Origin of the sequence: Mycobacterium sp. E342 (genome assembly GCF_001667665.1) — a bacterium.
Lineage (GTDB): Bacteria > Actinomycetota > Actinomycetes > Mycobacteriales > Mycobacteriaceae > Mycobacterium.
This window is the reverse complement of the sequence record NZ_LZJM01000258.1, coordinates 1-12778: the sequence shown is the minus strand read 5'-3', so window position 1 is coordinate 12778 and position 12778 is coordinate 1. Positions and strand designations below refer to the sequence as shown.

Sequence of the window (12778 nt, the reverse complement as noted above, 5' to 3'; positions counted from 1 at the left end):
GGCGCTGGGGACCCTTGCGGCCCTGGCGGTAGGCTCGGTTGCGTGGCATTACCCCCCGATCCAAGCCCGACGCTGAGCGACTACGCACACCCCGAACGGCTGGTCACGGCCGACTGGGTCTCCGCCCACCTGGGCGCCCCCGGCCTGGTGATCGTCGAATCCGACGAGGACGTCCTGCTCTACGACGTCGGCCATATCCCGGGCGCCGTCAAGATCGACTGGCACACCGACCTCAACGACCCCAGGGTCCGCGACTACATCAACGGCGAGCAGTTCGCCGAGTTGATGGACCGCAAGGGCATCTCGCGCGACGACACCGTGGTCATCTACGGCGACAAGAGCAACTGGTGGGCCGCCTACGCGCTGTGGGTCTTCACGTTGTTCGGCCACCCGGACGTGCGCCTGCTCAACGGCGGCCGCGACCTGTGGCTCCGGGAAGGCCGGGACGTGACGCTGGACGTGCCGACCAAAACCTCCACCGGCTACCCGGTCGTCGCCCGCAACGACGAACCCATCCGGGCCTTCAAGGACGACGTGCTGGCCATCCTGGGCACCCAACCGCTGATCGACGTCCGCTCACCCGACGAGTACACCGGCAAGCGCACCCACATGCCCGACTACCCCGAAGAAGGCGTGCTGCGCGGCGGTCACATCCCCACCGCCCGGTCCATCCCGTGGGCCAAGGCCGTCGACGAGAGCGGGCGATTCCGCAGCCGCGGGGAGCTCGAGGAGCTCTACGACTTCATCACCCCCGACGACAAGACCGTCGTGTACTGCCGCATCGGTGAGCGGTCCAGCCACACCTGGTTCGTGCTCACCTACCTGCTGGGCAAGCCGGGCGTGCGCAACTACGACGGATCGTGGACGGAGTGGGGCAACACCGTGCGCACGCCGATCGTCGGGGGCGAAGAGCCGGGGGACGTTCCCGCCCGATGACCCTGCCCGCCCCGCTGGCTGAGGTGGTGTCCGACTTCGCCGAGGTCGAGGGCCAGGACAAGCTGGCGCTGTTGCTGGAGTTCGCCAACGAGCTGCCCGCCCTGCCCGCCGAATTGGAGGAGCAGGCCATGGAGCCCGTGCCCGAGTGCCAGACGCCGCTGTTCCTCCACGTCGACGCCAGCGACCCGAACCGGGTGCGGTTGCATTTCAGCGCACCCGCCGAGGCGCCGACCACCCGGGGGTTCGCCGCGATCCTGGCCGCCGGGCTCGACGAGCAGCCCGCGGCCGACATTCTGGAGGTCCCCGAGGACTTCTACACCGACCTCGGATTGGCCGCGCTGATCAGCCCGTTGCGGTTGCGCGGCATGTCGGCGATGCTCGCCCGCATCAAGCGGCGGCTGCGCGAGTCCGGTCAAAATACCGGCACCGCCTGATCGGCCCGACGGCGCGGCGCTTAGACTTCCCGGGAGTTGTAAGAAACTCTCTTAAAGAAGCCAACGGCGGAAAACACGTCCGCTTGAGATATGCCAAACAGGAGGCGCAGTGGCTAGTCACGCCAGCTCGAGGATCTCCAAAGTGCTTGTCGCCAACCGCGGCGAGATCGCTGTCCGGGTGATCCGGGCGGCCCGCGACGCGGGCCTGCCCAGCGTGGCGGTGTACGCCGAGCCCGACGCTGACGCGCCGCACGTGCGCCTCGCCGACGAGGCGTTCGCTCTGGGCGGCCAGACCTCCGCGGAGTCCTACCTGGACTTCGGCAAGCTGCTCGACGCGGCGGCGAAGTCGGGCGCCAACGCCATCCACCCCGGCTACGGCTTCCTCTCGGAGAACGCCGATTTCGCGCAGGCGGTCATCGACGCCGGGCTGATCTGGATCGGCCCCAGCCCGCAGTCGATCCGCGATCTCGGTGACAAGGTCACCGCGCGCCACATCGCCGCCCGCGCCCAGGCCCCCCTGGTGCCCGGCACGCCCGACCCCGTCAAGGACGCCGACGAGGTGGTCGCTTTCGCCGAGGAGTACGGCGTGCCGATCGCGATCAAGGCGGCCTTTGGCGGCGGCGGGCGTGGCATGAAGGTCGCGCGCACCATCGAAGAGATCCCGCACCTGTACGAGTCGGCGGTCCGCGAAGCCGTCGCCGCCTTCGGCCGCGGCGAGTGCTTCGTCGAGCGCTACCTGGACAAGCCCCGCCACGTCGAGGCACAGGTGATCGCCGACCAGCACGGCAACGTCATCGTCGCCGGCACCCGCGACTGCTCGCTGCAGCGCCGCTTCCAGAAGCTGGTCGAGGAGGCGCCCGCGCCGTTCCTCACCGACGCGCAGCGCAAGGAGATCCACGAGTCGGCCAAGCGCATCTGCAAGGAGGCGCACTACTACGGCGCCGGGACCGTCGAGTACCTGGTCGGTCAGGACGGCCTGATCTCATTCCTGGAGGTCAACACCCGCCTGCAGGTCGAGCACCCGGTCACCGAGGAGACCGCGGGCATCGACCTGGTGTTGCAGCAGTTCAAGATCGCCAACGGGGAGAAACTGGACCTCACCGAGGATCCCACGCCGCGCGGGCACGCCATCGAGTTCCGGATCAACGGCGAGGACGCCGGCCGCGGCTTCCTGCCCGCGCCCGGCCCGGTCACCCGCTACGACACCCCCAGCGGGCCCGGCGTCCGGCTGGACTCCGGCGTCGAGGCCGGCTCGGTGATCGGCGGCCAGTTCGACTCGATGCTGGCCAAGCTGATCGTGTACGGCGCCACCCGCGAAGAGGCCCTGGCCCGCGCGCGGCGCGCTCTTTCTGAATTCCACGTCGAAGGGCTGGCCACCGTCATCCCGTTCCACCGCGCCGTGGTCTCCGACCCCGCCTTCATCGGCGACGGCGAGAGGTTCTCGGTGCACACCCGCTGGATCGAGACCGAGTGGAACAACACCATCGAGCCCTTCACCGGTGGTGAGCCCCTGGACGAGGAGGACGCCCGGCCGCGCCAGACCGTGGTCGTGGAGGTCGGCGGTCGCCGCCTGGAGGTCTCCCTGCCCGGTGACCTGGCGCTGGCTAATGGGTCAGCCGGCGAGGCCGGTGTCATCCGCAAGAAGCCCAAGCCGCGCAAGCGCGGCGCGCACGGCGGCGCCGCCGCCTCCGGTGACGCGGTGACCGCGCCCATGCAGGGCACCGTGGTCAAGGTCGCGGTCGAGGAGGGGCAGCAGGTCGTGGTCGGCGAGCTGGTGGTGGTCCTGGAGGCGATGAAGATGGAGAACCCGGTCACCGCGCACAAAGACGGCGTGATCACCGGACTCGCGGTCGAGGCCGGCATCGCCATCACCCAGGGCACGGTGCTCGCCGAGATCAAGTGACCGGGCGTTCCTGAGAATTAATACAAGAATCGTTGTAGGCCCGAGGCACCGCGGGTAGGGTCGGGTCAGGTTGAGTTCACAGCCGTGCGGATCACGTCAACGGGGCGCGGGGAAGATGAACTCTCTGCACTTTTCGCTTCATCCGACGCCTGGCGCCTTCCGCAGCACATCCTCCTCTACGGATGGAGTCAGTAATGTCTGTGGCCCAATCTTGGCAACACAGCCGCGCGGCGCAGTTCACCGCGCGCTGGGGCCCCTCGGGGACCCTGATCACGGTCGACGGTGAGCTCGACGCCGCCAACGCCGACCAACTCGCGGCTTACGTCCGCCAGAGCACGGGCCGTTCGCGGCGCGTGATCCTGGACCTTCGCGGACTGAAATTCATTGGCACGGCGGGCTTTTCGGCCTTGCACCGGATCAACGTCGTCTGCTCGGGCGCCCAGGTGGACTGGGCCATGGCGCCGAGCCAGGCGGTGACCCGGCTGCTGCGCATCTGCGACCCCGACGGCACGCTGCCCGTGACGACGCCCATGGCCGAGCCGCTTCTCGAACCGCTGCGGGCGGAAGGCGAAGAGCCCCTGTCCCTACTGCAGTTGGTCGCGCAGCCGCGTTAGCGACTTCGCCAGCAGCCGGGAGACGTGCATCTGGGAGATGCCGACCCGTTCGGCGATCTGGGTCTGCGTCATCGACTCGAAGAACCTGAGCACCAACACCGTTCGTTCCCGTTCCGGTAGCGCCTCGAGCAGTGGACGCAGCGACTCCTGGTCCTCGATCCGGTCCAGGCCGGTATCCACGTCGCCCAGGGTGTCGGCGATGGCGCGGGCTTCGTCCTCGTCGCTGCCGCCTCCGCTGTCGATGGACAGGGTGTTGTACGAGCTGCCCGCCACCAGGCCCTCGACGACCTCCTCGCGGTCCATGCCGAGTTCGGCGGCGAGTTCGGTCGCGGTGGGCGCCCGGCCGAGCCGCTGCGACAGATCCGCGGTGGCGGTGCCGAGGCGCAGGTGCAGTTCCTTCAGGCGCCGCGGCACCTTGACCGACCAGCTGTTGTCGCGGAAGTGCCGCCGAACCTCGCCCATGATGGTGGGCACCGCGAACGACACGAAGTCGGAGCCGGTCTCCACGTCGAACCGGACCACCGCGTTGACCAGTCCCACCCGCGCCACCTGGACGAGGTCATCGCGCGGTTCGCCGCGTCCCTCGAACCGGCGGGCGATGTGGTCGGCCAGGGGCAGGCAACGCTCGACGATCTTGTCCCGTTGACGCTGGAACTCCATCGAGTCGGCGGGCACTGTCGCCAGCTCTCGGAACATGTCCGGGACATCGGCGTACTCGTTCGGGCGCGAGACCGAACCGCCGGCAGCTGGTGGTGTCACCTGCTGGAGGCCGCCCGTCGCGCCGTCAGCGTGATACCGAAGACACTGCCGGTTTGGTTGGGTTCACGACCATCGTGGAAGGTCTGGACGTCGTCGGCCAGCGACGTCAGCACGTGCCAGCTGAAGCTGCCGGGCGCCACCACGTCGTGGGTGTCGCACGCCGCGGACGCTTCCACCACCAGTTGGTCGTCCTGCGGGTCCACCACCACGACCAGGACGGCGTCGGGGGTGGCGCAGCGGATCAACCGGGTGCACACTTCGTCGACCGCGAGCCGCAGGTCCGCCACGGCGTCGAAGTCCAGGTCCTCAAAGGTGCCGATCGCACCGACCAGCGTCCGCAGCATCGCGAGGTTTTCCAGCCGTGCCGCGACGTGCAGTTCGACTGCGCGATGGCCGCGCTGACGTTTGGAGGTGCGCAATCCCGCATCGTTCATCTGGTCTCCCGGCAACGTTTGACTGACATTACTACCGCCCCGCAGACCGCCGTGGACCGTACGTTCGAGCCGATTAGTCACGTTTGCCGCCGGGTATTCGGCGCGATATGGAAGGGCCGGAAGCCACCGAAGCGGTTGGGGCGCGACGGCTCGAACGCATGGCGATAGCAGCCGGGATCGCGCTGGCCGTAGTCGTGGTTCTGGCGGTAAGCATCTATGTCGCTGTCTTCGTGATCCTGTCCCCCATGGGGTGACCACGCTGACGCAACCCTTCCGACACTCATCATGGTGCACACCTGATACCCACTCGACGGTGCCGGTAACCCCCCGCTTCCGCTTCCCCGAAAAAATGGCTCGCCACTCACCCGGAGCGCGGTGCACATGCCGCTAGCTGGCGGGCCACTGCCGGTGTGCCTCGGGGTGTTCGGCGTACCAGCGATCCGCGAGCCGGCGGATCCGCCGGTGTTCTATCGCCACCCATACCAGCCCCAGGACGGCGGCGATAACGGCGAGCACGCCGGCGGTGATGCCCTCGTGTTGGTGACCGCTGCCGAAGGCCGCGAGGCTTCCGCTCGCCCCGACCAGGCCGCCCATCACCAGCAGATAACCGGGCCAGTGCAACACGTCGATCAACGATTCCCCGGCAAGCGGCCGCGTGGTCCTCAGGTGGTCGACGGGGTCATGAAAGGTGTCTCCCATGGCTGCTCCTAGTGGAAATTCGTGACTTGTGCGCAGCTCAATACGGGTTGCACCTTCAACGGTAGATCCACCGGAAGGCTTTTGGCGAGACCCTCCTCAGAGGGCCAGCGCCTGACCGGCGATCGGGGCCACGCCGAGGGCGACCATGAGCACCATCAGCGTGAACAAGAACCAGCCCGCGCCGTGCCATGCCCACCAGGTGCCCTGCGCCTTCCACACTTGGTACGTGCGCAGGAACGCCCACAGCCCGGCCGCCAGCAGGATCAGCGGTCCACCCAGCGCCAGCAAAGTCCGCTGCGGAGCGCCGCAGGCCACCGTGTCGACGCCGGTGCCCGGGCAGGTGCTCACCCACAACGCGGCCAACACCAGGAAGCCGACCGCCGCGGCGGCGGCCAGCACCGCGAACCGGACGGCGGCGCGGACCTCGCCGTCTTCCTGTCCCAAGCGATCACCACCCGACCGCTCATCCGCTTTGTGCATCCGTACCCCTCATGTCCCCCACGTCGTTATGCCCACACCGCTTTGTTCATCGTTTGCTGCGTCGCAATAGTTACCGCGCGACGACGAATGGGCCGATGAACTTCGGGGCCCCGAACGCGCCGGCACCAGCGGTATGCGCATGGGGACAAATACCCATTGGAAAAACCGGTAAAACGACCCGATCGCGGCCGGCGGCCCGCGGAGGCCCGCACCCGCGGAGGCGCTGACGCGCGGCGCCACTGACAACACCGTCAATTACAGCCGTGAATCACCGCTGGCCCGGGGCGTGGAGCCCGAATAGACACAAACTAATTGGTGTCTCAGCACCGATGAGTACTATCTCTCACATGCCGACAGCCCGAAGGCGGTTATCCCCCGAGGATCGACGCGCTGAGCTGCTCGCTTTGGGGGCAGAAGTCTTCGGAAAGCGACCCTACGACGAGGTGCGGATCGACGAGATCGCCGAGCGCGCCGGAGTGTCCCGGGCGTTGATGTATCACTACTTCCCCGACAAGCGCGCTTTCTTCGCCGCGGTGGTCAAGGACGAGGCCGACCGGCTGTACGAGACCACCAACATGGACGACGCCACCGGCCTGACCATGTACGAAGAGGTGCGCGTGGGGGTCATGGCCTACATGGCTTACCACGAGCAGAACCCGGAGGCCGCGTGGGCCGCCTACGTCGGCCTGGGCCGGTCGGACCCGGTCCTGCTGGGCGTCGACGACGAAGCCAAGAACCGCCAGCTCGAACACATCATGAGCCGCATCCACGACCTCGTGGCCAAGATCTCGGGCGCCAAGCTGGAGGCGGACGTCGAGCGCGACCTGCGGGTGATCTGCCACGGCTGGCTGGCGTTCACCTTCGAGGTGTGCCGCCAGCGCATCATCGATCCGACGATCGACGCCGAGCGCCTCGCCGACGCCTGCGCGCACTCACTGTTCGACGCCATCGGCCGGGTGCCCGAGATTCCCGACGAGCTGTCCCACGCGATGGCCACGGCTCGAATCGAACCGCGCTAGCCCGCACGCTTGTCGGTGCGCCTTGGCACCATGGTCAGGTGACCACCCGTGACCCGTTAGGCCGGTTCAGCGCGACCACCCGCGAATGGTTCACCAGTACCTTCGCCGGTCCGACCACCGCCCAGGCCCAGGCCTGGGACGCCATCGCCGACGGCGACAACACGCTGGTGATCGCGCCGACCGGATCCGGCAAGACGCTCGCGGCGTTCCTGTGGGCCCTGGATTCCCTGGCCGGTCGCAGCGGTTCGGCCGAGAGGCCGGCAGGCACCCGCGTGCTCTACGTGTCACCGCTCAAGGCCCTGGCGGTCGATGTCGAGCGCAACCTGCGTACCCCGCTGGCGGGCCTCACCCGCATCGCCGAGCGCCACGGCCTGCCGCCGCCCGACATCAGCGTCGGCGTCCGCTCCGGCGACACGCCGCCCGCCGAACGCCGCCAGCTCATCGCCCGGCCGCCCGACGTGCTGATCACCACGCCGGAGTCGCTGTTCTTGATGCTGACGTCGGCCGCGCGCGAGACGTTGGCCGGCGTGCAGACGGTGATCGTCGACGAGATCCACGCCATCGCCGCGGGCAAGCGCGGGGCGCACCTGGCGCTGTCGCTCGAACGCCTGGACGACCTGCGCGAGGGACCACCCGCACAGCGCATCGGGCTGTCGGCGACGGTGCGCCCGCCCGAGGAGCTGGCGCGCTTCTTGTCAGGGGGAAGCCCGACCACCATCGTCGCCCCGCGGGCGGCCAAGAGTGTCGAGCTCACGGTGCAGGTGCCGGTGCCCGACATGGCCAACCTGGCCAACACTCCCCCGCAAGCGGGTGGTACCCCCAGCATCTGGCCGGCCGTCGAGGCGCGGCTGGTCGACCTGATCGAGGCGCACACCTCGACCATCGTGTTCACCAATTCGCGGCGGCTGGCCGAGCGGCTCACCGCGCGGCTCAACGAGATCCACGCCGAACGCCGCGGGATCGAACTGGCGTCGGACGCCAACCGCGGGGTGCCCGGCGGGGCGCCGGCGCACATCATGGGCAGCGGCCAGACCTATGGCGCCGAGCCGCTGCTGGCGCGCGCCCATCACGGTTCGGTCAGCAAGGAGCAGCGCGCCCTGGTCGAGGAGGACCTCAAGCGCGGGCTGCTCAAGGCGGTGGTGGCCACGTCGAGCCTGGAGCTGGGCATCGACATGGGCGCGGTTGACCTGGTGATCCAGGTGGAGGCGCCGCCGTCGGTGGCCAGCGGCCTGCAGCGCATCGGGCGGGCCGGCCACCAGGTCGGCGAGGTGTCGCAGGGCGTGCTGTTCCCCAAGCACCGCACCGACCTGATCGGCTGCGCGGTGACCGTGCAGCGGATGCTCGCCGGCGAGATCGAGACGATGCGGGTGCCCGCCAACCCGCTGGACATCCTGGCGCAGCAGACGGTGGCGGCCGCCGCGCTCGAGCCGTTGGACGCCGACCGCTGGTTCGACACGGTGCGCCGCAGCGCCCCGTTCGCGACGCTTCCGCGCAGCGTGTACGAGGCCACCCTCGACCTGCTGTCGGGCAAGTACCCGTCCACCGAGTTCGCCGAGTTGCGTCCGCGGCTGGTCTACGACCGCGACAACGGCATGCTGACCGCGCGGCCCGGCGCGCAGCGGCTGGCCGTGACCTCCGGGGGCGCCATCCCCGACCGCGGGCTGTTCACCGTATACCTCGCGTCGGAGGCCGAAAAGCCCACGCGCGTAGGCGAACTCGAAGAGGAGATGGTGTACGAGTCCCGGCCCGGGGACGTGATCTCGCTGGGCGCCACCAGCTGGCGGATCACCGAGATCACCCACGACCGGGTGCTGGTGATCCCCGCGCCCGGGCAGCCGGCCCGGCTGCCGTTCTGGCGCGGCGACGGCGTGGGGCGGCCGGCCGAACTGGGCGCCGCGCTCGGCGCGTTCACCGGCGAGCTGGCCGGGCTGGACCGCGAGGCGTTCGACGCCCGGTGCGCTGGCCTGGGCTTCGACGCCTACGCGACCGACAACATGTGGGCGCTGCTGGACGAGCAGCGGACCGCGGCCGGGGTGGTCCCCACCGACACCACCTTGCTGGTCGAGCGGTTCCGCGATGAGCTGGGCGACTGGCGGGTGATCCTGCATTCGCCGTACGGGTTGCGGGTGAACGGGCCGCTGGCTCTGGCGGTGGGCCGGCGGCTGCGGGAGCGCTACGGCCTGGACGAGAAGCCCACCGCCTCCGACGACGGCATCGTGATCCGCCTGCCGGACACGTTCTCCGATTTCGCGTCCGACACCACCGAGAACCCGCCCGGCGCCGACCTTTTCGTCTTCGACGCCGAGGAGATCGACCCGATCGTCACCGCCGAGGTGGGCGGGTCGGCGCTGTTCGCCTCGCGGTTCCGCGAGTGCGCGGCCCGTGCCCTGCTGTTGCCGCGCCGGCACCCCGGGCGTCGTTCGCCGCTGTGGCAGCAGCGTCAGCGGGCCGCCCAGCTGCTGGAGGTGGCGCGTAAATATCCCGACTTCCCGGTGGTGCTGGAAACCGTCCGCGAATGCCTGCAGGACGTTTACGACGTCCCGTCCCTGACCGCGCTGATGGCCGGGATCGCCCAGCGCAAGGTGCGGGTGCTCGAGGTCGAGACGCCGCGGCCGTCACCGTTCGCGGCGTCGCTGCTGTTCGGTTACGTCGGCGCGTTCATGTACGAGGGCGACGCGCCGCTGGCCGAGCGCCGCGCCGCCGCGTTGTCGCTGGACAGCACGCTCCTTGCCGAGCTGCTGGGCCGGGTCGAGCTGCGTGAGCTGCTCGACCCGGACGTCATCGCCGCGACCGGCCGCCAGTTGCAGCACCTGACGCAGGACCGGGCCGCGCGCGACGCCGAAGGGGTCGCGGACCTGCTGCGGCTGCTGGGGCCGATGACCGAGGAGGAGATCGCCGCCCGGGCGGCCGGCGCCGAGGTGGGCGGCTGGCTCGAGGGCCTGCTCGCGGCCCGGCGGGTGCTGACGGTGTCGTTCGCCGGCTGCAGCTGGTGGGTGGCCGTCGAGGACATCGGGCGGCTGCGCGACGGGGTGGGGGCGCCGGTTCCGCTGGGGGTGCCGGCCGCCTTCACCGAGGCGGTCGCCGACCCGCTGGGCGAGCTGCTGGGCCGCTACGCGCGCACCCACACGCCGTTCACCACGGCCGAGGCCGCCGCCCGGTTCGGGCTGGGGCTGCGGGTGACAGCCGACGTGCTGGGGCGGCTGGCCGCCGACGGCCGGCTGGTGCGCGGCGATTTCGTCGCCGTGGAGGGATCCGGGATCTCCGGCGCGACCGGCGGCGAACAGTGGTGCGACGCCGACGTGTTGCGGGTCTTGCGGCGGCGCTCGCTGGCCGCGCTGCGGGCGCAGGTCGAACCGGTGAGCACCGCCGCGTACGGGCGTTTCCTGCCCGCCTGGCACGGGATCGTCTCCCCGGGTTCGTCTGCCCACTCGGGGCTGGACGGGCTGATGTCGGTGGTCGACCAGCTGGCCGGTGTCCGGTTGCCGGCGTCGGCGATCGAACCGCTGATCCTGGGGCCCCGGGTCCGCGACTACTCGCCCGCCATGCTCGACGAGCTGCTCGCCGCCGGCGAGGTGAGCTGGTCGGGCGCGGGGTCGATGTCGGCGGGCGACGGCTGGGTCGCGCTGCACGTCGGCGATTCGGCGCCTTTGACGTTGGCCGCACCCGCCGACATCGACTTCACCGACGCCCACCGCGCGATCCTCGACACGCTGGCCGGCGGGGGCGCGTACTTCTTCCGCCAGCTGGCGCAGAGCGGGATCCCCGAGGGGGAACTGAAAGCCGCGCTGTGGGAACTGATCTGGGCCGGCCGGGTCACCGGTGACACGTTCGCGCCGGTGCGCGCCGTGCTCGGCGGCGTGGGCGGCCGCAAACGGTCCGCACCGGCGCACCGGTCGCATCGGCCGCCGCGCCTGAGCCGCTACAGCGTCGCCCACGCGCAGTCCCGCCCCGCCGACCCGACGGTGGCGGGCCGTTGGTCGGCCCTGCCGGCTCCCGAGCCCGACTCCACGGTGCGCGCCCACTACCAGGCGGAGTTGCTGTTGGGCCGCCACGGCGTGCTGACCCGGGGAGCGGTGGCGGCCGAGGGCGTCACCGGCGGGTTCGCCACGCTCTACAAAGTGCTGAGCACCTTCGAGGAAGCCGGCCGGTGCCAGCGCGGGTACTTCGTCGAGTCGCTGGGCGGCGCCCAGTTCGCCGTCGCGTCGACCGTCGACCGGTTGCGCAGCTACAGCGACGGCATCGATCCCGAGCGCCCGGAATACCGGGCCGTCGTGCTGGCCGCCGCCGACCCGGCCAACCCGTACGGCGCCGCGCTGCCGTGGCCGCCCTCGGGCACGGAGGGGGCCGGGGCCCGGCCGGGCCGCAAGGCCGGCGCGCTCGTCGTCCTGGTGGACGGCCACCTGGCCTGGTTCCTCGAGCGCGGCGGGCGGTCACTGCTCACCTTCAGCGACGACCCGGGCGCCCACCACGCGGCGGCCGCGGCGCTGGCCGACCTGGTCACCGCCCGGCGCGTCGCGTCGATCCTGGTGGAGCGCATCGACGGGGTGCCGGCGCTGCAGCCTCACGCCGGGGGATCGAACCCGGTCGCCGAGGCGCTAGCCGAGGCCGGGTTCGCCCGCACACCGCGCGGACTGCGGCTGCGGTAAGGCTGCGGTCACCATGCCCGAAGGAGACACCGTCTGGCACACCGCGGCCCTCCTGCGCCAGCACCTGGTTGACCGCACCCTGACGCGCTGCGACGTCCGCGTCCCGCGCTACGCGACCGTGGACCTCAGTGGGCAGGCGGTCGACGAGGTGCTCAGCCGGGGGAAGCACCTGTTCATTCGGGTGGGCCGGGCCAGCATCCACTCGCACCTGAAGATGGACGGCAGCTGGCGGGTCGGCGACCGCCCGGTCCGGGTCGACCACCGCGCCCGCATCGTCCTGGAAGCCGGCCCCGTCCGCGCCGTCGGCGTGGACCTCGGCGTCCTGGAGATCCTCGACCGTGACCGCGATGGCGACGCCGTCGCCCACCTGGGGCCCGACCTGCTGGGCGAGGACTGGGACCCCGCGCTCGCCGCCGCCAACCTGTCGGCCGACCCGGGCCGGCCGCTGGGCCAGGCGCTGCTCGACCAGCGGGTGCTGGCCGGCATCGGCAATGTCTACTGCAACGAGCTCTGTTTCCTGTGCGGACACCTGCCCACCGCGCCGGTGAGTGCGGTCTCCGACCCGCTCCGGATGGTCTCCCGTGCACGAGACATGTTGTGGCTGAACAGGTTCCGCTGGAACCGCTGCACCACGGGCGACACCCGGACGGGCCGGCAGCTGTGGGTCTACGGGCGGGGCGGGCAGGCTTGCCGACGCTGCGGCACCCCCATCAGCTACGACGGCACCGGCGAGCGGGTCACCTACTGGTGCCCGTCCTGCCAGCGCTGACGCCGCTGGCCCGATGGTGGCGACCCGCAGCGCCCGGCTACGCCGCGCTCGCGATCGCCACTGCCCGATGGTGGCGACCCGCAGC

11 protein-coding genes are annotated in these 12778 nt (G+C 70.6%); 7 read left to right on the top strand and 4 right to left on the bottom strand.

From position 1 onward, the window contains the following. Positions 1-42 precede the first annotated feature (42 nt). From A5692_RS20690 to A5692_RS20675, 4 genes are all read left to right on the top strand, one after another. Complete coding sequence (locus A5692_RS20690) at positions 43-936, top strand: sulfurtransferase (protein WP_068059216.1); 894 nt, start codon at positions 43-45, stop codon at positions 934-936. Beyond that, positions 933-1370 carry a SufE family protein gene (locus A5692_RS20685; RefSeq protein WP_068059214.1) on the top strand — a complete coding sequence of 146 codons (438 nt, stop codon included), beginning with the start codon at positions 933-935 and terminating at the stop codon, positions 1368-1370. The genes A5692_RS20690 and A5692_RS20685 overlap by 4 nt, the downstream gene beginning before the upstream one ends. Before the next feature lie 109 nt (positions 1371-1479). Next, entirely contained in the window at positions 1480-3273 is a 1794-nt protein-coding gene (locus A5692_RS20680) for an acetyl/propionyl/methylcrotonyl-CoA carboxylase subunit alpha (RefSeq protein WP_068059212.1), read from the top strand. A gap of 182 nt (positions 3274-3455) precedes the next feature. After that, on the top strand, positions 3456-3887 hold the full coding sequence (locus A5692_RS20675) for an STAS domain-containing protein (RefSeq protein ID WP_068059210.1): 432 nt from the start codon (positions 3456-3458) through the stop codon (positions 3885-3887). On the opposite strand, the gene A5692_RS20670 is transcribed toward A5692_RS20675, so the two are convergent. From A5692_RS20670 to A5692_RS20655, 4 genes are all read right to left on the bottom strand, one after another. Next, positions 3858-4646 carry an RNA polymerase sigma factor SigF gene (locus A5692_RS20670; RefSeq protein WP_067918163.1) on the bottom strand — a complete coding sequence of 263 codons (789 nt, stop codon included), beginning with the start codon at positions 4644-4646 and terminating at the stop codon, positions 3858-3860. The two genes, A5692_RS20675 and A5692_RS20670, sit on opposite strands and share 30 nt — an antisense overlap. After that, positions 4643-5080 carry an ATP-binding protein gene (locus A5692_RS20665; RefSeq protein WP_068059208.1) on the bottom strand — a complete coding sequence of 146 codons (438 nt, stop codon included), beginning with the start codon at positions 5078-5080 and terminating at the stop codon, positions 4643-4645. The genes A5692_RS20670 and A5692_RS20665 overlap by 4 nt, the downstream gene beginning before the upstream one ends. 387 nt (positions 5081-5467) lie before the next feature. Next, complete coding sequence (gene usfY, locus A5692_RS20660; protein ID WP_068059206.1) at positions 5468-5779, bottom strand: protein UsfY; 312 nt, start codon at positions 5777-5779, stop codon at positions 5468-5470. 96 nt (positions 5780-5875) lie between these two features. Then, positions 5876-6259: a hypothetical protein gene (locus tag A5692_RS20655; protein ID WP_068059204.1), complete on the bottom strand. Its 384-nt coding sequence runs from the start codon at positions 6257-6259 to the stop codon at positions 5876-5878. 347 nt (positions 6260-6606) lie between these two features. On the opposite strand from A5692_RS20655, the gene A5692_RS20650 reads away from it, so the two are divergent. From A5692_RS20650 to nei2, 3 genes are read left to right on the top strand one after another with little or no spacing between them, the layout of a single operon-like run. Next, the gene (locus tag A5692_RS20650; protein WP_068059202.1) at positions 6607-7278 is read left to right on the top strand and encodes a TetR/AcrR family transcriptional regulator; all 672 of its coding nucleotides are present in this window, start codon (positions 6607-6609) and stop codon (positions 7276-7278) included. A gap of 38 nt (positions 7279-7316) precedes the next feature. After that, the gene (locus tag A5692_RS20645; protein WP_068059200.1) at positions 7317-11924 is read left to right on the top strand and encodes an ATP-dependent helicase; all 4608 of its coding nucleotides are present in this window, start codon (positions 7317-7319) and stop codon (positions 11922-11924) included. Between the two features lie 13 nt (positions 11925-11937). Next, positions 11938-12693, top strand: coding sequence for an endonuclease VIII Nei2 (gene nei2, locus A5692_RS20640; protein WP_068059198.1), 756 nt, complete (start codon positions 11938-11940; stop codon positions 12691-12693). Positions 12694-12778 lie beyond the last annotated feature (85 nt).

Bases quoted from the DNA above. Each gene is read 5' to 3' on its own strand.
- A5692_RS20685 (WP_068059214.1), top strand. From the start codon at position 933: ATGACCCTGCCCGCCCCGCTGGCTGAGGTGGTGTCCGACTTCGCCGAG.
- usfY (WP_068059206.1), bottom strand. From the start codon at position 5,779: ATGGGAGACACCTTTCATGACCCCGTCGACCACCTGAGGACCACGCGG.
- A5692_RS20650 (WP_068059202.1), top strand. From the start codon at position 6,607: ATGCCGACAGCCCGAAGGCGGTTATCCCCCGAGGATCGACGCGCTGAG.
- A5692_RS20675 (WP_068059210.1), top strand. From the start codon at position 3,456: ATGGAGTCAGTAATGTCTGTGGCCCAATCTTGGCAACACAGCCGCGCG.
- nei2 (WP_068059198.1), top strand. From the start codon at position 11,938: ATGCCCGAAGGAGACACCGTCTGGCACACCGCGGCCCTCCTGCGCCAG.
- A5692_RS20655 (WP_068059204.1), bottom strand. From the start codon at position 6,259: ATGCACAAAGCGGATGAGCGGTCGGGTGGTGATCGCTTGGGACAGGAA.
- A5692_RS20665 (WP_068059208.1), bottom strand. From the start codon at position 5,080: ATGAACGATGCGGGATTGCGCACCTCCAAACGTCAGCGCGGCCATCGC.